The following is a 21,358-nucleotide window of genomic DNA, read 5'->3' on the forward strand; positions in this document are numbered from 1 at the left end:
ATCAATTCGCCCAAAAAATCTGGATTGCCCAGATCGCATATGCAAATACAGCAATAATCACTGCTGAAGTCAGTACAAGGCGTAAACCTGATGCTGATGGACCCATTTGACGAGTAGTCACATAGTCAGTGAATACCTGCCACATACCGATCCATGCATGCGCAACAAGAGATAAGACTGCCAACAAAGACATGATCTTCATTGGAACTGTCATCATAAAGCCGTACCATTGCTCGTAGTTGAAGCCACCATTCAGTAGGATCCAACCAAACACCACAACGGTATAAACAGCTAGAACTACAGCACTGATGCGTTGGACAAACCAATCACGAGAACCTGAACCTGTTAAACCAGTAGCACTTTTCATTAGAGTACGATCCATACAAATGCTGCAACAATACCGATTGCAGACAAGATTAATGAAATAGTAGCTGCAGTACGACCGCTTTGCAGTTCTTCTGCAACGCCGATATCTGCAAGTAAGTGCTTAATACCAGTGAACAAATGATAAATTAAGCCGGCTACAAATACCCATACGATAAAGCGGACAAAGAAACCGTTAAAGATTTCCTGCACTTCAGCAAAACCTTCTGCTGAAGACAATGATTTATCCAACAGCCACAAAAGGACCGGTACGAGTAAAAATACGATGACACCTGAAAGACGGTGTAGAATTGATGCAATAGCCACGGGTGATTTTAAGTTTACTTCTAAAACTTGACCCATGGACAAATTGACAGGTCTGTTGCTTTTCACAGCGGGCATCCTGTAGTTAAAAACTCCATCCGGAGTTTGTTGGAATTAATTCGAAGGAAAGCTGGCATTATCAGGCAAATACATGCCTAAACATAAAACGACACTGAATTATAAAACGTGAACTATTAAAATACAAACAACTGTATTTGGCTTTTTGAACAAAAAACCTTTAAATAAGAATCATTAACAACAACTTTGAGTTCTCCCCTACTTGCTTTATCTTCATATTCTCATTCTAGATATTTGTTTTTTAATAATTAACTTGATTAATTTAGTCTGTTATCTAGCCAAGCTTCGACTAAGTAGATTTAGACTAAAGATGAACAGCAAAAATATAATTTCGATCCTAAGTCCTTATTAATCCCAAGTAAAATCATAAGGATACATTTCACAAATAAATAATGACTATTTATATAAAGGCATCTCAATTTAGAATTTTTATACTAAAACCTACTTATCTCTTTGTAGATCATAGTTTTTTTGATGTTTTTAGACATTTTATATTCAAAAAAACACTTATTTATTTTTGTTTAAGTTGTATTAAACAAAGTGAAGCAAATTTACGAGCTATTTTTTAGCCGATTAAACAGAGCCAAAAAGAAAATTTATTGCTTTTATTTATAATTCAAGTTTGAAGTAAAAACTTAAGGAAATCGATGTAAGTTACGAGATTTATATAATTTTAAGTTGCAGTCTTAGAATATTTTCTCAATTTCTCCTTTATTTTTTGCTAGGAAAAAACGCTTACAAATACGGCAAAGACTATATTTTTTTCTGCACCTTCTGTTCAATTTGACTTATTATAGAGGTTTGGTACTGTGATTTTATTAAACTTTTTATACCAAGATAAATGACTAAACCACTGTGAGAATGTCATTTTTCATCCATAAGTATAATTGACAAAATTTCAGTAGCCACTAATCTTATAGCAAATTTTTGATCCGTCCGTTTTGTGCATTAAAAGATTGATAGGCAACTCGGATATACATTCACCAGGACAGGAGATCTATTGAATGTCTGAAGCAACTGGCAAGAAAGCCGTTTTACAGCTTGATGGCAAAGAAATTGAATTACCAATTTACAGCGGCACATTGGGCCCAGATGTAATCGACGTTAAAGATGTGTTGGCTGCAGGTCACTTTACTTTTGATCCTGGTTTTATGGCAACAGCTGCATGCGAGTCTAAAATCACTTTCATCGATGGTAATAAAGGTGTTCTTTTACACCGTGGCTACCCAATTGACCAGTTAGCAACTAAAGCTGATTACCTAGAAACTTGCTACTTACTTCTTAATGGCGAGCTTCCAACAGCTGAGCAAAAAGAAGAATTCGACGCTAAAGTTCGTAACCACACTATGGTTCACGATCAAGTAAGCCGCTTCTATAACGGTTTCCGTCGTGATGCTCACCCTATGGCAATCATGGTTGGTGTTGTTGGTGCGTTGTCTGCGTTCTATCACAACAATCTGGACATCGAAGATGTTAACCATCGTGAAATCACTGCGATTCGTTTAATCGCTAAGATTCCTACTTTGGCAGCTTGGAGCTACAAATACACTGTTGGTCAACCATTCGTTTACCCACGTAACGATTTGACTTACGCTGAAAACTTCCTGTACATGATGTTTGCAACTCCTGCAGACCGTGACTACAAAGTAGATCCAATCCTTGCGAAAGCAATGGACCGTATCTTCACGCTTCACGCTGACCACGAACAAAATGCTTCTACGTCTACAGTACGTTTAGCTGGTTCTACTGGCGCTAACCCATATGCATGTATCGCTGCTGGTATCTCTGCACTTTGGGGTCCTGCTCACGGTGGTGCGAACGAAGCTGTTCTTAAGATGCTTGATGAAATCGGCACTGTAGAAAACGTTGCTGGCTTCATGGAAAAAGTGAAAACTAAAGAAGTTAAACTCATGGGCTTCGGTCACCGTGTGTACAAAAACTTCGATCCACGTGCGAAAGTAATGAAAGAAACTTGTGACGAAGTTCTTGGTGCTCTTGGCATCAACGATCCACAGCTTGCTCTTGCTATGGAACTTGAACGTATCGCGCTTTCTGACGAATACTTCATCAAACGTAACCTTTACCCTAACGTAGACTTCTACTCAGGTATCATCCTTAAAGCGATTGGTATCCCAACAGAAATGTTTACTGTGATCTTCGCGCTTGCACGTACAGTTGGTTGGATCAGCCACTGGTTAGAAATGCACAGCGGTCCTTACAAGATCGGTCGTCCTCGTCAGCTTTACACTGGTGAAGTTCAACGCGACATCAACCGTTAATTCGGTTAGCGTTGAAAGACGTAAAAACCACCCTTCTGGGTGGTTTTTTTATGACTGACAAAAACCAACACAACCAAGATGTGAAAAACTTAAAATAGTAAACCTGAAGAATTTTCAATTTCTACAAATTTCTAGAAATTACTCTTATATCGTTAAGGATTGAGTTTTAATGCTGTTTTACCTGCTTCCCTTCATCCTGAGAATGATTCGTTTTGATCAGTTTAAAAGCCGGAACTTAACTTCAGGGGAAATCAAGCTTTGCCAGCAAGTCTTTGCTGACCTGATTGACTATTCAGCAGTCCGTGTCATGAATCACCCTTTCCTGCCTTGGCAATCCAAGCATGTGATTATGGCACCAAGTGGTTATATTCACGTCCGCAACTTGAATTATCGGGACGATTATTCTAAAGAAAGCCGTTCTTATCAGGCGCTTTTCATTCATGAAATGGCGCATATTTATCAATATCAGCAGAATATTAATGTGTTGTTTAAGGGCGCTTTTTTACAAGCCGCTTATTTTTTAAGTATGGGAAAATATAATCCTTACAAATATCAATTTAATCCCAACAAATCCTTTTTAGACTATAACATTGAACAACAGGGAGATATTGCACGCGATATTTTTCTAAAAAAAATTCCCAATATTATTTTAAAAAATCAGATAAGCAGATGATATTGAATACTTTTCACTCAAGTATTCTGTTGATTTCTATTTATGAAAAATAAACTTATTTAAATCCAATTGAGTATTTTTGTGCATTTACCAGAATAAAAAAGCACCATAATAAGTCATTTTTGACCATAACTTTGTGCATCTGTTTCAATTCTCCTGAAACAGCTCTAGCATCTGCCTCAAATTTCGATAAAATAAGCCAAGTATGATATTTTTAGCTCGCAAATCAAGATTTAATGATCATGCGGTCATGACTTTTTTAATTTTGGCCATTTGGCATTTTGTTCGTATCAAACTGCACTCAGCTGGATAATTAGAATTTTAAAAATCAGTGATTTAGTGTATTCACCTATAGGAATAGGACTTAATTGGAATGAAAAGTTTTAAAATTGCGATTGCTCAATTCTCTCCACATGTGGGCAATTTAGATGCAAACACGCAGACAATGATAGATTTGGCAAATCAGGCCAAAAAAGATAATGCTGATCTTATTATTTTCCCTGAACTTTCAACTTTAGGTTATCCGGCTGAAGATTTATTAATTCGTCCAAGTCTGGCTAAACGCACAAAGCTGGCGTTTGAAAAACTGACTGAAGTAAAAGATATCGTCATGGTCTTTGGTTTTGTCAATCAAACCGAAGATGGTGAACGCTATAACTCAGCCGCCGTTATGAAAGATGGCGAAGTTCTAGGGGTTTATAATAAACAGACATTGCCAAACTATGGTGTATTTGATGAGAAACGCTATTTTGGTGAAGGACATCAGCATCTGGTCTTCGAATATCTGGGACACAAGTTTGGTGTCCTGATCTGTGAAGATGTCTGGTCATTATCTACGGTTCAACAGCTGGCTCAATTGAATATTGATACTGCACTGGTTCTGAATGCTTCTCCATATGAAGTTGGCAAACCGCAACACCGTATCGATACCATGGCTGCGCTGGTCAAACAGTTGAATATCAATCTGGTGTACTGTAACCAGGTAGGTGGCCAAGATGATCTGATCTTTGACGGCACCAGCTTTGTACTCAATAAATCAGGCGAAGTGGCTCTGCAAGCACCTAGCTTTGAAAAAGGCCTGTATATCGCTGAATATGATGCAGAAAAATTAGAATTCAGCAAAGGCACGATTACTCCAGCCCTAGAAACTATGGCCGAGATTTATCAAAGTCTGGTGATGGCAACCCGTGATTATGTACAGCGTTCAGGTTTTCCAGGTGTAATTCTGGGTCTGTCTGGTGGTATTGACTCTGCCTTGACTCTTGCCATCGCAGCAGATGCGATTGGCCCTGACAAAGTCCAAGCAGTGATGATGCCTTATACCTATACTGCTCAGATCAGTGTAGAAGATGCCACTGAACAGGCAAAAACGATGGGTGTAACTTTCGGTATTGCCGAGATTAACCCGATTGTAAGTGGCTTCTTGCAAACCCTGTATCCATTCTTTGGCAATGCCCCTGTAGATGCCACTGAAGAAAACCTGCAAGCACGTGCACGCGGTACACTATTAATGGCGCTTTCTAACAAGTTCGGCAATCTGGTTCTAGCAACCGGTAATAAATCCGAACTTGCTGTTGGTTACTGCACACTATATGGCGATATGGTCGGCGGCTTCGCGGTATTAAAAGATGTGTATAAAACCATTGTGTTTGAACTGGCGAAATACCGTAACAGCATCGCAGAAACTCCTGTGATTCCTGAGCGTGTGATTACCCGTCCACCTTCAGCAGAACTTCGTCCAGATCAGGTCGATCAGGATTCATTACCGGCTTATGAAGTGCTTGATGCGATTCTTTATGCTTATATTGAAGAAGACCTGAGCCAGGATGACATCATTGCCAAAGGCTTTGAAGCTGAAGTTGTGAAAAAAGTGATTCGTCTGGTGGATATTAACGAATACAAACGTCGTCAGGGTGCGATTGGTCCACGTATTAGCTCGCGTTCTTATGGTCGTGAACGTCGCTATCCGATCGTTAATGGTTGGAAAGCAGGTATCTAAGTTTTAACTAAACCAGATCAGCCATAATGCCCAAGTAAATGCTTGGGCATTTTTTTATCTTTAAGCAATAAATAGGGTTAAGAAATTAAAAGAAGATTCAAAAATTTAAACAGACAGATATTTAGAAGAACTTTCTCTTAATTTTTTATTGATATTTTTATGGCACAAAAAAAGAGACCAAGCTGAGAGCTTGGTCTTTAAAAATGGTGGCTATGACGGGACTTGAACCTGTGACCCCCGCATTATGAGTGCGGTGCTCTAACCAACTGAGCTACATAGCCGTAAACTGTGTGCGCATTATCGTAATTTCAGGTTGTATCGTCAAGCATTTTAAACCACAAATGTTCAGTCTTTATGCAAATGAAGAATAAACTCTTAAACTTTGTACAAATCATGATTTAATTCGAAATCCCATAACAGAATCTACAAAAATTGGTACCAACTTTTAAAGCCAAATCTAAATCGAAGTCGTATCATATAATATTTAATTTTAAGAATAACTTGCTGAAGAAACAAAATAAAAAGTGAATCTAGGACCTTTTCCTATCGCTATAATACTTTTCCAAATATGGCCAATAGTATCTCTGGATTAAAGCAAAACTGAAGATGACGAAATTCAAAATATACCTAAGCCTGCTCCTATTGAGTTTTATAAGTTTAGCCAATGCAACTGTTATTCATCCAAGCAGCAGATTTTCAGGATGTGATGATGTGAAAAGTTTGGCTCAAGAAGTCATGCTCTTTAGACTGAAAGGTGCACCACAGAAATGGATGATTCAGCAAATAAAACAGCACTACGGTACAGCGAATGATCTCCATGCTCTGATTGGTATAAAACTTACTGAAAAAGCGTTTAAATATGAAATACCCCAAGATCAGTCTGGACGTTCCGCCTTAATTAAAAACTTTGCAATTGATCACTATAATGAATGTGAGAAATCCATTACAGATCGTGCTCAATTTAAAAAAGAAAATAACGGTATTAACCCACCCTTGGAAAGGGAAGTTTTAGAACACTAAAATTATGCTGATAGAAGGTTACTATTAGAAATAGCAGTCTATCTTTATGCAGTTTGATAGATTTTTCATTATTAAAATCTCAATTTTAAACCTGTTCCTATAGTTTTATATAACAGGGATTTTTTGAATCTAAAATTACAGGTAATAACGCAGTATTAAAATCAGATGGCTTTTTTAAGTTAGTTCATTAATATTCTAAAATCATATTATTTTAATCTCAAAATATAAATATAAATCAAAAACTTAGAAAATATACCAACCATTAAAAATTATTGCTTTGTTAAACATAATACTGAGGTATTTACTTGGTTTTATTTTTATAAAATACGCGTTATGATCAAAGTATAAACAACAATTCGTATACGATTTTAACGCGTCATATTTTTATAAAACTTATTTCCTATAAGGAGAATTCTAATGTCATTTGAACATATTTTAGTACCCGTTGACGGTTCAGAAACTTCCTACGCTGCAGTCGATAAAGCTGTCGAAATTGCCAAAGCATTTAACAGTAAAGTGACAGTGGTTCAGGTGCTGGCACTTGATCCCTATATCGCTGCTGAATACATTACAGCAGCTCAAACCAATGACCTGGTTGAACGTGCCCGTACTGCAATTCTGAAGACACTTGATGAAGCAAAAGCGAAATTTGCTGCGGCAGGTATTGATGCAGAGACCCAGCTACTCGAAGGTCAGGTGATTTATAGTGAAATTGTCAAAGCAGCAGAATCCTTGAATACTGATCTGATTGTGATTGGCTCACATGGCCGTACTGGCTTCAAGAAACTGTTCCTGGGTAGTGTTGCGCAAAGCATCTTGGGACAGGCCAATGTTCCTGTAATGGTTATCCGTAAATAATAAAAAAATCCCCACTTCAATCAAGTGGGGATTTCTCTTTCAAACAAATCCATCCCATTGATACTGCTTTAAGCTGACCCGATTTCCAACACATAGAATTCCTTCTGCGCCTAATTTTTGCTGTTGAATATTATGTCCATATTCATCCAGTTTATTGAGACTGATCTTACCTTGAGCGTTCAGGACACGATGCCAGGGCAAATCGGTTTCTGTATCAAGCTGACTTAAAACCTTACCTACCAGACGTGCATGTTTAGGCAAGCCAGCCAGCTTAGCGATCTGTCCATAGGTCGCTACCTTCGCATAAGGAATCTGGCTGACTACACTCAGAATCATTTGTGCCATTTCCTGGCTTGCACTTGATGTCATAGGCTTTCAATCTTGATAGAAAATTCTAATGCTTAGAAATTCTCCGGATTCTCTAAGCGTTTCACTTCTTGTACTTTGTCAGGATGATGCACGGTTGCTACACCATCGGCATCTTTCTTATCAATCAGCATCTCAGGCTGGAAGATGGTGATGGTTTCATTTCCATTTGCATCCTCCCCCACAATATACTGAAAACCGCGCCGGTTCATCTTGTGGCACATCCGCTGATACCAGCCCTTAAAACCTTGAGTTTCTTCATTCGGGTTGTAATAGAAAGCATTCATTACGGCTGGCAAACCTAGACCACAAACTACTCCGGAAAGAAGCACCACAATAAAAGTATATCCAATCAGAATACTGCTATACGCTTCCAGTTGCGGAATATTGGCCACTGCCAGAATCAGGGCTAAGGAAATCCCGCCACGTACACCGCCCCAAGACAGAATGGTTAAACTGCCGTTATAACTTTTTTTACGCATTCTAGGGAATAATGCAAAAGACAGATGGTTGGCCAGGAATCGTGCCAAATGCAGAATTATGAAAGCGACAATCCCGCCTAGAACCAGACTGGTGCTTAGATCAATAATGAACAGTTCCAGACCGATCAAGGTGAACAGGAAGGAATTGATAATTCCCTCTACCGTATGCCAGAAATGGTTTACATCACCGATATCTGCATCAGCCAGAATTTCTTTCCATTTATTCCCGACAATCAAACCTCCAATTACACAGGCAATTGGTGCAGAAGCATGCGCCAGTAAAGCAACCAGATATGAACCACAAGCCAACAGTGCAGTAGTTAATATCAGTGATTCCATTTCATGCTTACCGCGCAGAATACGTAAAATCGCCAGACCAAAACCGATTCCGATCAAAACTGCCACGACAATTTCATAAAGCAATGTTTGCAGGACGGCGAGTACGGTAAAGTTTTCACCTTGCAGTACATTCAGTAAAGTCATAAATAATGCAATACACATCGCATCATTAAACAGCGACTCACCTTCCAGTTTCACGATCAAATGATGGGGTGCGCGTACCGAACTGAGGACACCTTTAATCCCAATGGGATCCGTTGCTCCGAGCGCAGCACCGAGTAATAGCAGGACTAATATATCGACATGGTTGCCAATCAGAAACTGATAACCGTACAGCGCAATACCAAAGAAAACTGCACAGAAAACCAATGCCAGACTGGCCAGAATACCAATCGGCCGCCAGTGATTGCGTAAATCTGAAACCTTAAACTTCAATGCGGATGAAGTCAGAATGAAACAGATCACCCCATTAATCAGGAAGTCATAAAAGTCGACATGGCGAACTGCTTTCTCAATATTATCAATATTGATGCTAAAAAATGGATTACCCTGTAACAGGCTGGCGCACCATTGCAAGATAAAGACAAAAATAGCGGAAACAATCGGCACACCAATGGCTTGAGGAAAACTTAGAACACGTTTGTTGAACATGGTAGTGGCAATTGACAGAGCAAAGACCACCGTCAACAGTTGTAAAAAAAAGAAACTTCCCATTAGGTTTCCTAAGATTTGGCAATTTGCAGCCGTGAGCTGAAAGATTTACTTGAAATATAAATTTAAAAAAACAGTATATTTTAGCGGATCAAGTTTAGTCCCATTTTTTTTCGAATTAAGTTAAGTTTCTTTTCAATATTCACAACTGATGATTTAACATACAGTCTTAAAGCACTTTATTGCTCATCTCTCTTCTTTCTATTTAGAAATTTTCTCCTATGCATCAAACTGTCAAAACCATATTCCGTCTATGTCTCGCTGCTGTCATTTTTCTGGTCACACTCTCCTTGATGTTTACCTGTGTTGCCAAAGTTCAGGAAATTCTGAAAGCAGATCAATATTATCAGCAAGCCGTGAGCATTCCTTTAAAAAGCAGTGCCAAAGCACAATATGTACTGGTGTCTAATAATCAACGTCCAGACAATGCGCTGTTTATCCTGATTGCGGGAAATGGTTATGCAGCAAAAATCAGCTGTGAGCATTATGCGGCCCTATGTACTGATGACTATAATCAGTCACATACCCGGCAGATTCAAAATGTTAATTTAGTAAAAGTGAGAAATTATTTTTATATTGAAAATATTCAGTTCCAAGATAGTCGAACTGGTCAGAACACTGAACTCAGCTATTCCAAAAATGAATTGAAGCAATTTTATAATAATGACATCAGCAATTTAAAATACATTCTCTTTGCGGTTTCGCTATTTGCCTTGGCCGCCTTATTTGTCAGTATCAGGATTTTGAAAAACTTCCGTCGTTTTCTGGAAAAATAACTATTCAATCATTAGGGGAACATTTGCTCCCCTTTTTTGATCTTTAATTTTAGATATTTTGATTAAAAGTATCGCAAGCAGACATTTGTCCCGATTTCAAACCGGTATTAAACCATTTTACCCGCTGTGCACTGGTACCATGCGTAAAGCTGTCTGGTACGACATGGCCTTGGGCCTTTTTCTGCAGATAGTCATCACCGATCTTGTGTGCCGCATCCATGGCTTCCTGTACATCACCCTGCTCCAGGAATTGCGTACGCTCATGGTTATGATAAGCCCATACCCCAGCCAGACAATCCGCCTGTAGTTCTTGACGTACAGAAAGCTGATTACCCTGCGCTTGAGTGGCTTGTTGACGTGCCTGCTGTACCTGTGAAGAAATACCTAAAATGGTCTGGATATGATGACCCACCTCATGTGCTACCACATAGGCTTGAGCAAAATCGCCTGCCTGATCATTGCGAGATAACTCGGTTGAGTTCTGTTCCCCGCTAATTCCCATCTGAGTACGCATATCTTTAAAGAATGCCGTATCAATATAAACTTTCTGGTCTGCCGGACAGTAGAAAGGTCCCATGGCCGATTGCGCTGTACCACAACCAGAATTTACTACCCCACTAAATAGAACCAGTTTAGGCGGAGTATATTGCTGGTTCAGCTGCTGCTGAAATACTTGAGACCAGGTATCTTCTGTATCGGCAAGCACAGTTCCTACAAAATCGATCGCTTCTTGCTGCTCTGGCGTTGGATTTTCCAGGCCCCGTGTTTCTGCACTAGAAACCCCTTGCGTGACCTGCTTGGTGGTTTGATAGGCTTGCTGTGGATCAACGCCAAAAAACTTCCAGGCCACGAAAGCAATAATCAACCCGAGAATACTGATTCCACCGGCTTTGGCACCACCGCCACGACGGTCTTCTACATTGCTACTAACACGACGTCCTTTCCAGCGCATAGTGAGATTCCTTATAGTTTAAAGTCAGCTTATTTTAACGGGCCTGATTTATGCCTGCTTTGATTTCGATCTGATTTTTTGAATAAAGCCAATCAAGATAAATACGATTAACCCTGCCACAAAACCAATCACCAGATTAATAAGTGTAGGCGTAACAGCCCCTACGATACTGCCCAGACTAGGCATATGCTCTACATACTCAACCGAATCTTCAGTGAAATGATGAAACCATGGAATGGTATGAGCAATAATCCCGCCACCGACCAGGAACATTGCAATCGTACCTACAATCGTCAGGGTTTTCATCAATTTAGGAGCAAAAGCCAGCAATCCACAGCCTATACTTTGTTTGAAGCTGGATGCCTGCTTAGTCAGGTACAAACCTAAATCATCAATTTTAACAATCATGGCGACGAAGCCGTACACCCCGACTGTCATTAATATGGCAATTCCTGCCAGTACGATGACCTTGGTGGTAAAAGCTGCGGCTGCCACCGTACCCAAAGAAATCACTACAATTTCCGCAGATAAAATAAAGTCAGTTCGGATCGCACCCTTAATTTTCTCTTTTTCAAATGTGGCCAAATCGGTTTCGATCGTAGTGAATTCAGCCTCAGCATCTTCTTCAGTCTTGGCTTTCTTATGCTTTAAACTATGTAGAACTTTTTCTACGCCTTCATAACAGAGAAATAAACCGCCAATCATCAGTAAAGGATTGATTAACCAAGGCGCAACCACACTAATAAGTAAAGCCAAAGGAACAAGAATCAGCTTATTAATAAAAGAACCTTTCGCTACCCCCCACACCACAGGAAGTTCACGTTCTGCCCGTACACCGCTGACTTGCTGGGCATTTAATGCCAAGTCATCCCCCAAGACACCTGCCGTCTTTTTTGCAGCCATCTTGCTCATCACGGCAACATCGTCTAAAACAGTCGCAATATCATCCAATAATATTAATAAGCTGCTCGCCATTCTTGTTATCCTTATCATCTTTAGACATATTTTAATGAAAATATTTAAAAAATATTGTATTCACTTGTTTAATTAATAAGATTTTTTTACTGCGGCTTTTTTTCTGGCTGACATTCAAAAACAGAATGCCGTACAATGTGGCCATTCGTTAAAATATAGATGTAGTACAGACTACTTTTTGGAATAGATAATGAGTAATCAAGATAATCGTCCAGTAATCTTGACTGGCGACCGTCCTACCGGACAGCTTCACCTTGGCCATTTTGTCGGTTCATTACGCTCTCGCGTAGGTTTACAAGATTCTCACCATCAACATTTGTTACTCGCTGATGCTCAAGCCCTGACAGATAATGCAGACAACTTTGAAAAAGTACGTCGCAATATTATTGAAGTAGCAACAGATTATCTGGCTGTCGGTATTGATCCAACCAAAACTACTATCTGTGTTCAGTCTTGCCTGCCAGCCTTAAACGAACTGACTATGCTCTATCTGAACTTTGTGACAGTTTCACGTCTAGAGCGCAACCCGACCATTAAATCAGAAATTCAGATGCGTGGTTTTGAGCGTGATATTCCTGCAGGTTTCTTATGCTATCCAGTGGCTCAAGCAGCAGATATCACAGCCTTTAAAGCAACTGTAGTTCCGGTGGGCGAAGACCAGATTCCAATGATCGAACAGACCAATGAGATTGTACGTCGCCTTAACCGTCAGATTGGCCGTGAATTACTGCCTGAATGTAAGGCGCTGCTTTCTAATGTGGGACGCTTACCAGGTTTTGACGGTAAAGCGAAAATGTCTAAATCATTAGGTAATACTATTGTTCTAGATGCCTCTGACAAAGACATCAAAAAAGCTGTCAATGCGATGTATACCGATCCGAATCACCTGCGCATCGAAGATCCAGGCCAAGTTGAAGGCAATGTGGTATTTACTTACCTGGATGCATTCGACACCAATAAAGAAGAACTGGAAGAACTGAAAGCACATTATCGCCGTGGTGGTTTAGGTGATGGTACAGTAAAAAAACGTCTGGAAGGTATTCTGAAAGAGCTGATCGGTCCGATTCGTGAACGTCGTATGGAACTGGCTAAAGACCCGGATTACATCATGGATATTTTGAAAACGGGTACAGATAAATGCCGTGACATTACACAGGCCACTTTAGATGAAGTGAAAACAGGCTTAGGTGTTTTCCATTTCTAAGCTAGACAATATTTAAAAAAGCCCTTCATAAAGGGCTTTTTTTATTTAAGGCCAAAATGCGCAAAAATAAGGCAAGTTTCCACACAGATTCTTCATAATTTTAACCTTACTTAACATCTATTAACATGAATACTGATGAGTCACATGAGAATGAGTCCTAATATACTTACATACAGTAAGGAATCAAATTTAACTCTCTCCACAGTTAATCTTGATTTAGTTTTGAAAGAAACTTCCTTTTTCTACGCAATGACAACCCCAATCATTGCGTTTTTTTTGTCTGTAATTTTTGAAAATATAAAAAAATCCTGCCAGATGAGCAGGATTTTGTTGTGTCTTGAATATTAATATTTGAACAAGCCTTTTTCTAATGGAATTTCAATTCCAATAGAGGCACCGCCATCCTGACCATTTACATCTGAGTCACTTATCCAGGCATTAATTTTAAGTGGCATTTCTGGACGAATATAATGCGACCAGGTGACATCTAGTGCTTTAATTTCATCATCAAAAGCAAAAGCAGCATTATTTACACTTGCACGCTCAGACTGATTGACTTCAGCAAACAATACCCGCCCAGATAAACGGTTCATCGGATCAAAACGGATATCACCACCTACTGAAACCATCTGTGCATCACCACCTAAAGCATGTGCCAGCGGATAACCATGCTGATAAAAACCATCAGTATAATTGGTATGGTTATAAGAAATACCTCGCACCTTGCCGTTAGTACGTGTATCTGCCCATTCTGTATAAAGTTGATATGGCATATTTCTTACAGTCGAAGAATAGTCTATTCCAGCCAGATACATTTTCTTCGCAGGCAGACCACCCGCTTCATCTTCACCTACATATTGCCCATAGAAGCCCATAGGTACCTGTGTCAAAGGAAACAGGTTCAGGCGTGCATCGAAACCAGCAATCTGGTTTGATGGGTCAGGTTCACCCGTACCACCATTATCTTTATTCCCGACAAAAGCATCCCATAATGAACTTAAGCTTTCAGGACGTCCTTCCCCACCCCATTGAATCGCACGAGAAGCACCTAGCTCCAAGTAAGATAAAGGTTGTGCTGTTACACGAAGACCAATTAGTTTGGCATCTGGAACGGCAGTATAATCATCCAATTGTCCTGCAAAAGCCTGATATTGCCACGGTCCAATCCAGGACAGCCATTTAGTTTCAAAAGCTGTTTGTTCTGCACGTTGTGCCATAAATCCATATACTGGGCGGCTAGCATCGCCGCGAATCAAGCTGCCATCATGTCCCGGACCCCAATAGGTCGGAATTTGGCCGGCAATCAGCCATTGATTCCAGAGTTTCCCTGCTAGATAAGATCCTTCCAGATTTACATCCTGATCATTCTCAATTTGTCGATCTTTTTCGGCATTAACCCGGAGTTTGGCATCCCAGTTTTCGCCACCTGCATTAAACTCTAAAGCTGCCTGAAATTGTGCCTTTTGCTGATCGCCAAAGGCTTGAGGAATATCTTTTGGATCACTTTCCGCAAATAAGCCTACTTTGAGCTGCTGATTGTCTGCTGTTAATTTTGCCAGAACTGAACCAATAACACGTTGTTGTACTTTGTTACTCACTTGTGCATTGGATAGAGCACGTTGAATTTCATCACCACTGAGCGGCCAGGTCGAGGTACTGATCTGGATCACCCCTTGCTGGTTTAACCAGTTCAAGTCAGTACGAAGATTTGCATCATTCAGAACCAGCCCTTGAGCAAAAACAGGAAGTGAAAGTGTCGTAAGAAGTACACTTAATAATGGTTTTTTTAGAAACATGGGATCAATATTCTCAAGTTTATTTTTGCCTAACCATAGATATTTCAAAAACAATATTCAATGGCGAAACTGTATCAGTATAATATGAAACCCTAGATTTAATTGACTTTCAAAATAATAAATCGCTTCGAGAAATGAGATAGAAATACAAAAATGAAATTACAAATGTAAAAAATAGAATTAAATAATGCTGGGTTTTAATTTTATTTAAAATAAATACTGAACACATAAAAAAGGCAGTTTTAAAAACTGCCTTTTTTCGAATAAGTCATTAGTGTTTATGACGCATATGCGGGAATAAGATTACATCACGGATACTTGGTGCATTCGCAAAGATCATCACCAGACGGTCAATACCGATCCCTTCACCTGCTGTAGGAGGCAGACCATATTCCAGAGCTTCAATGAAGTCAGCATCATAGTGCATTGCTTCATCATCACCCGCATCTTTCTCAGCAACCTGTGCCTGGAAGCGTTCAGCCTGATCAATCGGGTCATTTAATTCTGAGAAGCCATTTGCCAGTTCACGACCACCGATAAAGAATTCAAAACGGTCTGTAATATGCGGATTTTGATCATTACGGCGAGCTAGTGGAGAAGTTTCCGCTGGATATTCAGTCACGAATGTAGGCTGACGTAGTTGAGTTTCTACCGTTTCTTCAAATACGATGGTTTGCAGTTTACCCAGACCAAAACCTGGTTTTACCTGTTCTTTCAGTTCTTCCTGAATGAATTTCGCCAGGAACTCACGGTCATTGACATTTTCTGGAGTGAACTGTGGATTGTGCTCAAGAATGGCGTCAAACATTGAGATCTTTTTAAATGGTCCTTTGAAGCTAAAGACTTCATCGCCATAAGGCACATCAGTGGTACCCAGAATATCAATTGCCAGTTTTTCCAGCATTTGCTCTGTCAATTCCATCAGGTCTTTGTAATCTGCATACGCCTGGTAGAATTCGATCATAGTGAATTCAGGGTTATGACGAGTAGAAACACCTTCATTACGGAAGTTACGGTTAATTTCGAATACGCGCTCGAAACCACCCACAACCAGACGTTTCAAATAAAGCTCAGGTGCAATACGCAGGAACAACGGCATATCCAGTGCATTATGATGCGTTTCAAATGGACGCGCAGATGCTCCACCAGGAATTACGTGCATCATCGGGGTTTCAACTTCCATAAAACGTTTGTCGTTCAGGAAGCTACGAATACCGGCAACAACTTTGGCACGAACTTCAAAAGTTTTACGGGTTTCTTCATTTACGATCAGATCAAGATAACGTTTACGATACTTCACTTCAGTATCAGTTAAACCGTGGAACTTGTCTGGAAGTGGACGTAATGATTTAGTCAGTAATTCAAAATGTTCGATATGAACATACAGATCACCTTTACCAGAACGACCGATATAACCTTCAACTGCAATGATATCGCCCAGATCCAGGCCTTTGATCGTTGCAAGTACTTCTGGCTCAAGTTCTTTACGTGGAACATAAAGCTGAATACGACCGGTCATATCCTGAATCACGATGAATGAACCGCGGTTCAACATCACACGACCTGCTACTTTTACATGAACGTGTTCGCCAGCTTCAATTTCTTCTTTAGATTTATCAGCAAACTGGTCTTGTAAGTCTTGCGCATAATGTTCACGTTTAAATGTGTTTGGCCATGGGCTAACACCAGTTTCTTTTGCGTGGTCTTGAATCTGCTTTAACTTGGCATGACGCTGTGCAATTAAATCGTTTTCGGAAATGATTTGTTCAGAAGTCGATTGAGCGTTATTTTGCGTCATCTCTGCCTCGGATAAGATTAGTTAAAAAATAGAAGTTGCATAGAATAGCAGAAATCTGCATCAAATCGTAGCGTAAAGACTTCCTACACGTGGCTTTTCTTGAGAAAAATTTCTGGATATATGAAATTCTTAAAGGCAAATGTTTTTCAGTTTCGAATTTTATGATTGGTTTTTTTAGAATATTGCCCAACTTTTGTTAGATGAAAGTCCAAGACCTCAATCCTCTGCACAAATTCTGCCTTTATATCCCATATCAGCTTAGACCAATAGCTAACTGCTTCCTCGAAATAGACGTTTTACAATAATGACCATATTAGAAGGTGGTGTCTTAACACCCTGACCACGACTTTGCCATGTCCGATAAAAATGAGTAAAAATATGTCTAAAATATTGTTTTTTCATGGCTTGGATTCGTCAAAACAGTCCACGAAATTTCATGCAATTGATGCAATGCATAAATATTGTATAGATGTGGATTATCGCAATCTGAGCTACCAGTCGGTAGCCGATTTCTACCACGAAATGGTTGAAACCATTAAACCGGATATTCTGGTCGGACACAGTCTGGGCGGTTATTGGGCGCTAAAAATGTCACAAGCTCATCAGATCCCTTGTGTGATCGCGAATCCTAGCTTGCAACCGAATTTCCGCGATGATTATCCTGCGATTTGTGACAGTGATTTGCAGCATGATATTCCGCAAATGGCCTATCTGGAATTAGGCGATGAAATTCTGGATATGCATGCAGCACAGGCACAGCTTGAAGATTATATGCAAATTCATGCCATTGAAGGTGGTCATCATCGTCTGGAACATCCCGAACAGATTAACGACCTGATTCAGGAAATTGAATATCATTTTATCCGGCAATAAAAAAGCCCCAATAGTTGGGGCTTTTTTGATCATTCAGACTTAAGCAACTGCAGCTTCAGGCTGGGATTTATCATCAAGTACTGACCAGATGTCCAAGCCTAATTCACCGTGTAAATCTGGCAGATCAAGGAAGATGCTCGCACCTAGAACCTGATGCTGACATTTCTCAGCCAATTCATGAACTGCTTTCAATGTACCACCAGTTGCCAGTACATCATCCACGATAATCACTTTTTGTCCCTGAACCTCTGCAGACATTTCCAGACGGTCCAGACCATATTCAAGGCTATAACCTACACCTACGACTGGAGGCGGCAATTTACCTGCTTTACGAACCAGTAATAAGCCTTTGCCCGTACGCTGCGCCAATAGGCTTGCCAGCACGAAACCACGTGCTTCCACTGCCACAAAGCTGTCTACTTCAGCTAGCTTTTCTTCAGGAATGCTGGCAATCAAAGCATCAGTTAATGGCCCTAGATTATTCATGAATAATGGAGTCAAATCGAAGAAACAAATGCCTGGTTTTGGGAAATTCTGGACAGTACGAATGTGAGACCACAGAGAAGTAGACAAATTGCTCATGGGAGATCTTTAAACAAGGAAAGGAATAGGTGAATTTTAAACTAAATTAACAATGTGTAACAACAACGACTGTGCAATATTAAAGCAGAAAATAATAATAACCAATTGATTTAAATATATAAATTTATTTTAAAAAATATTTAATAAAGACTTTTCTAAGTCTAAGTTAACTGATTTTAATCATTTTTTCTGCCCGACTTTGGTCTACAACTTAAAATCTAAGCCAGAAACGTGTTTTATGAAACTAAAAATACAACTCTTTGCCTAACCTTAAATATATTTCTAGTAATGAAATACCTAGGGACTGCCCTTTCTGCTGTTAATTTCACTGATTAAACTTTTATTCGCTTTACTTTATGAATAGAACTGCGTAAAAATTTAGCCAAATATGTTTACTATTAAAAGTCATATTCTTTAGGGTCTTGCCATTTGTGGATTTTAAGCTGACAGCTACAGTTGGTCAGTTTTGGAGAGTTATATGAAAAAATATCAATGCATCGTTTGTGGATGGATTTATGACGAGGCAGAAGGTTGGCCTCAGGACGGAATCGTTCCTGGAACCAAATGGGAAGATATTCCTGATGACTGGACTTGTCCGGATTGTGGTGTTTCTAAAGTCGATTTTGAAATGATTGAAATCTAATCATGTTCTTTTAAAGACCATATTGAATGGTCTTTTTTATGTCCTTTATACCTGAAAAAAACTAATTTAAAAAAGCATGGAGAATCGTATGCATCCTATCGTCATCATTGGTTCGGGCATGGCGGGTTATGCTGTTGCCCGTGAGTTTCGCAAACTCAACCCAGACCATGAACTTGTCATGATTTGTGCTGATGATGCGACTAATTATGCAAAACCTACGCTTTCTAATGCTTTAGCAGGAAACAAAGCGCCAGAACACATCCCTTTGGGTGATGCAGAAAAAATGTCAGCGCAGCTGAAAATGCGCATCGAAAAAAATACCTGGGTCAAAACGATTCATCCTGAACAGCATCAGCTGACTTTAGAAAAAGACGGTCAGGAAAGCACACAGGATTATTCTAAACTGGTGCTAGCTGTAGGTGCTAATCCGGTCCGTCTTGCCATTGCTGGTGATGCGAGCGATGACATTCATATGGTCAATAACCTGACTGACTATAAAGCTTTCCGTCATAATCTGGCAGCCCGTGAAAATAAACGTGTGGTGATTCTAGGCGCAGGCCTGATCGGCTGTGAATTTGCCAATGACTTGCAGCATACCAATCATCAGGTCACTGTGATTGATCTGGCACCTCAACCGTTGGGTCGCTTATTACCTTCTCATGTCGCAGATGCTTTCCAACAAAATCTTGAAGAAACTGGTATTCATTTTGTACTGGGGACAACGGTCGAAAAAGTTTCTAAAGTTGAAAATGGTGATTATCTGGTCACACTTGCCAATGGCCAGTCGGTAGTTGCCGACGTGGTACTGTCTGCTGTGGGCTTACAACCGAATATTTCTGTCGCAAAAGAAGCCGATATTCATACCAGTCGCGGGATTCTGACCAATACAAAACTAGAAACCAATCAACCGGATATTTATGCAGTAGGCGACTGTGCGGAAGTAAATGGAATGCTTTTGCCATATGTCATGCCAATCATGCAGCAGGCCCGCGCCCTGTCTAAAACATTGAATGGCGAACATACTGCAGTCCATTATCCAGCAATGCCTGTTGCGGTAAAAACGCCAGCTGCGCCATTGACTGTCCTTCCTGCTCCGGTTGATGTCGAAGTAACTTGGGAAAATGAAGAGTTTGATGATGGTATGCTGGCCAAAGCCTTTGATGCCAGCGGTACTTTGCGTGGATTTGTCCTGCTTGGTGCCACTGCTGCCAAACAACGCCTGGCATTGACCAAGCAGGTTCCTGACTTGATTCCAGCTACAGTTTAGATGTTTAATACAAAGGACATTTTTTAAGCGAAATGTCCTTTAATCAGGAAATACATCATGCACAGTGCCCTGCAGTTCAATCATTCTCCGTATACCGCGTTCATGCGTGAAACCAAGGTCGATCTTGGCAATGGCATTGAATTGCACGTGGAAGTCGGCGGAAATCCTGAACACCCGACCATTCTGCTGATTATGGGGCTTGGAGCACAGATGCTGTACTGGCCGGACTTCTTCTGTAAATCACTCATTGATCACGGCTATCATCTGGTGCGTTTTGACAACCGGGATATTGGTTTATCTTCCAAGATTCACCATAAAGGGCCTCGCTTAAACACCTTAAAAATGATGAGCCGTTTTGTATTGGGTTTAGGCAATCAGGGCGCGCCTTATACACTGTATGATATGGCAGATGATGTACATCTTCTGATTGAAAAAATGGGACTGGGTCAGGTCTATGTGCTCGGTGCCTCTATGGGCGGCATGATTGCCCAGATTCTGGCCGCACGTTATCCTGACAAAGTTAAAAAAATGGGCTTACTGTTTACCAGTAATAACCAGCCACTGTTACCCCCGCCTTTTCCAAAGCAACTCTTTAGTTTAATTGACAAACCCGCTTCCACAGATGAAGATGGCATTGTCGATCATAGCTTGAAGCTGTTTAATATTATTGGCTCACCGGGTTATGTGAATCATCTGGAAGCGATTCAGACCGCCCGTAAGTTATATAAGCGAAGTTACCATCCAGCGGGTGTACTTCAACAGTTTTTAGCAATATTATGTACGGGTTCATTGCTGCAACTGGACAAGCAAATCCAACAAGAGACCCTGGTGGTTCATGGTGCTCGTGACAGATTGCTGCCTCCTAGTCATGGTAAGGCTGTTGCAAAAGCAATTTCAGGGGCTAAATTTGAATTAATTGATGGAATGGGGCATGATATCCCTCCGCATTTTATTCCATATCTTAGCGAATTATTTGCTGATCATTTTAAATCATAAACAT

General features: G+C 40.2%; 20 protein-coding genes and 1 tRNA gene. 11 read left to right on the forward strand and 10 right to left on the reverse strand.

Annotated features, from left to right (window positions below; all coding sequences use genetic code 11):
• Position 1: 1 nt before the first annotated feature.
• On the reverse strand, positions 2-367 hold the full coding sequence (gene sdhD / locus FTV18_RS03150; protein WP_004782980.1) for a succinate dehydrogenase, hydrophobic membrane anchor protein: 366 nt from the start codon (positions 365-367) through the stop codon (positions 2-4).
• Positions 367-765, reverse strand: coding sequence for a succinate dehydrogenase, cytochrome b556 subunit (sdhC, locus tag FTV18_RS03155; RefSeq protein ID WP_034705238.1), 399 nt, complete (start codon positions 763-765; stop codon positions 367-369). The genes sdhD and sdhC overlap by 1 nt, the downstream gene beginning before the upstream one ends.
• A 1,004-nt stretch (positions 766-1,769) precedes the next feature.
• On the opposite strand from sdhC, the gene gltA reads away from it, so the two are divergent.
• The 3 genes from gltA to FTV18_RS03170 all read left to right on the forward strand — a co-directional run bounded on the left by gltA (position 1,770) and on the right by FTV18_RS03170 (position 5,716).
• Positions 1,770-3,044 carry a citrate synthase gene (gene gltA / locus FTV18_RS03160; RefSeq protein WP_004782984.1) on the forward strand — a complete coding sequence of 425 codons (1,275 nt, stop codon included), beginning with the start codon at positions 1,770-1,772 and terminating at the stop codon, positions 3,042-3,044.
• A 169-nt stretch (positions 3,045-3,213) separates the two neighbouring features.
• Positions 3,214-3,717 (forward strand): hypothetical protein, encoded by a 504-nt coding sequence (locus tag FTV18_RS03165; RefSeq protein ID WP_179992114.1) that lies wholly within the window; start codon positions 3,214-3,216, stop codon positions 3,715-3,717.
• A 373-nt stretch (positions 3,718-4,090) separates the two neighbouring features.
• Positions 4,091-5,716 (forward strand): NAD+ synthase, encoded by a 1,626-nt coding sequence (locus FTV18_RS03170; protein ID WP_159122816.1) that lies wholly within the window; start codon positions 4,091-4,093, stop codon positions 5,714-5,716.
• Between the two features lie 204 nt (positions 5,717-5,920).
• Here FTV18_RS03170 and FTV18_RS03175 read toward each other — a convergent pair.
• Positions 5,921-5,997, reverse strand: a tRNA-Met gene (locus tag FTV18_RS03175).
• Positions 5,998-6,322: 325 nt separating this feature from the next.
• On the opposite strand from FTV18_RS03175, the gene FTV18_RS03180 reads away from it, so the two are divergent.
• Together FTV18_RS03180 and FTV18_RS03185 are read left to right on the forward strand one after the other, a co-directional pair.
• The gene (locus tag FTV18_RS03180; RefSeq protein WP_218945519.1) at positions 6,323-6,736 is read left to right on the forward strand and encodes a hypothetical protein; all 414 of its coding nucleotides are present in this window, start codon (positions 6,323-6,325) and stop codon (positions 6,734-6,736) included.
• 417 nt (positions 6,737-7,153) lie between these two features.
• On the forward strand, positions 7,154-7,594 hold the full coding sequence (locus FTV18_RS03185; protein ID WP_004782991.1) for a universal stress protein: 441 nt from the start codon (positions 7,154-7,156) through the stop codon (positions 7,592-7,594).
• Positions 7,595-7,633: 39 nt separating this feature from the next.
• Here FTV18_RS03185 and FTV18_RS03190 read toward each other — a convergent pair whose 3' ends face one another.
• Positions 7,634-7,930, reverse strand: a complete 297-nt coding sequence (locus tag FTV18_RS03190; RefSeq protein ID WP_180016887.1) for an MGMT family protein — start codon at positions 7,928-7,930, stop codon at positions 7,634-7,636.
• A 65-nt stretch (positions 7,931-7,995) separates the two neighbouring features.
• Complete coding sequence (locus tag FTV18_RS03195; RefSeq protein WP_004782994.1) at positions 7,996-9,495, reverse strand: sodium:proton antiporter; 1,500 nt, start codon at positions 9,493-9,495, stop codon at positions 7,996-7,998.
• 218 nt (positions 9,496-9,713) lie between these two features.
• On the opposite strand from FTV18_RS03195, the gene FTV18_RS03200 reads away from it, so the two are divergent.
• Positions 9,714-10,268, forward strand: coding sequence for a hypothetical protein (locus tag FTV18_RS03200; protein WP_180016788.1), 555 nt, complete (start codon positions 9,714-9,716; stop codon positions 10,266-10,268).
• 49 nt (positions 10,269-10,317) lie between these two features.
• Here the strand turns inward: FTV18_RS03200 and FTV18_RS03205 are convergent, their stop codons facing one another.
• Together FTV18_RS03205 and FTV18_RS03210 are read right to left on the reverse strand one after the other, a co-directional pair.
• Positions 10,318-11,220, reverse strand: a complete 903-nt coding sequence (locus tag FTV18_RS03205) for a neutral zinc metallopeptidase (protein ID WP_179992117.1) — start codon at positions 11,218-11,220, stop codon at positions 10,318-10,320.
• A 48-nt stretch (positions 11,221-11,268) separates the two neighbouring features.
• Positions 11,269-12,195 carry a DUF808 domain-containing protein gene (locus tag FTV18_RS03210; protein WP_166137010.1) on the reverse strand — a complete coding sequence of 309 codons (927 nt, stop codon included), beginning with the start codon at positions 12,193-12,195 and terminating at the stop codon, positions 11,269-11,271.
• Positions 12,196-12,385: 190 nt separating this feature from the next.
• Here FTV18_RS03210 and trpS point away from each other — a divergent pair, with 190 nt between their 5' ends.
• Positions 12,386-13,399 (forward strand): tryptophan--tRNA ligase, encoded by a 1,014-nt coding sequence (gene trpS / locus FTV18_RS03215; RefSeq protein WP_005234596.1) that lies wholly within the window; start codon positions 12,386-12,388, stop codon positions 13,397-13,399.
• Positions 13,400-13,743: 344 nt separating this feature from the next.
• Here the strand turns inward: trpS and FTV18_RS03220 are convergent, their stop codons facing one another.
• Positions 13,744-15,195 (reverse strand): capsule assembly Wzi family protein, encoded by a 1,452-nt coding sequence (locus FTV18_RS03220; RefSeq protein ID WP_179992118.1) that lies wholly within the window; start codon positions 15,193-15,195, stop codon positions 13,744-13,746.
• A 271-nt stretch (positions 15,196-15,466) separates the two neighbouring features.
• A complete protein-coding gene (gene lysS / locus FTV18_RS03225) occupies positions 15,467-16,993 on the reverse strand; it encodes a lysine--tRNA ligase (protein ID WP_034704199.1) in 1,527 nt (508 codons plus the stop codon).
• A gap of 378 nt (positions 16,994-17,371) precedes the next feature.
• On the opposite strand from lysS, the gene FTV18_RS03230 reads away from it, so the two are divergent.
• A complete protein-coding gene (locus FTV18_RS03230) occupies positions 17,372-17,866 on the forward strand; it encodes a YqiA/YcfP family alpha/beta fold hydrolase (protein WP_034704192.1) in 495 nt (164 codons plus the stop codon).
• A 39-nt stretch (positions 17,867-17,905) separates the two neighbouring features.
• Here the strand turns inward: FTV18_RS03230 and FTV18_RS03235 are convergent, their stop codons facing one another.
• Positions 17,906-18,448 (reverse strand): adenine phosphoribosyltransferase, encoded by a 543-nt coding sequence (locus FTV18_RS03235; protein ID WP_004783009.1) that lies wholly within the window; start codon positions 18,446-18,448, stop codon positions 17,906-17,908.
• 478 nt (positions 18,449-18,926) lie between these two features.
• Here FTV18_RS03235 and rubA point away from each other — a divergent pair, with 478 nt between their 5' ends.
• From rubA to estB, 3 genes are all read left to right on the forward strand, one after another.
• Positions 18,927-19,091: a rubredoxin RubA gene (gene rubA, locus FTV18_RS03240; RefSeq protein WP_004783011.1), complete on the forward strand. Its 165-nt coding sequence runs from the start codon at positions 18,927-18,929 to the stop codon at positions 19,089-19,091.
• Between the two features lie 88 nt (positions 19,092-19,179).
• The gene (rubB, locus tag FTV18_RS03245; RefSeq protein ID WP_180016786.1) at positions 19,180-20,358 is read left to right on the forward strand and encodes a rubredoxin reductase RubB; all 1,179 of its coding nucleotides are present in this window, start codon (positions 19,180-19,182) and stop codon (positions 20,356-20,358) included.
• Positions 20,359-20,415: 57 nt separating this feature from the next.
• Positions 20,416-21,354: an esterase EstB gene (gene estB / locus FTV18_RS03250; RefSeq protein WP_218945518.1), complete on the forward strand. Its 939-nt coding sequence runs from the start codon at positions 20,416-20,418 to the stop codon at positions 21,352-21,354.
• Positions 21,355-21,358 lie beyond the last annotated feature (4 nt).

The sequence above is a fragment of the Acinetobacter sp. YH12241 genome, from assembly GCF_013417535.1.
GTDB lineage: Bacteria > Pseudomonadota > Gammaproteobacteria > Pseudomonadales > Moraxellaceae > Acinetobacter.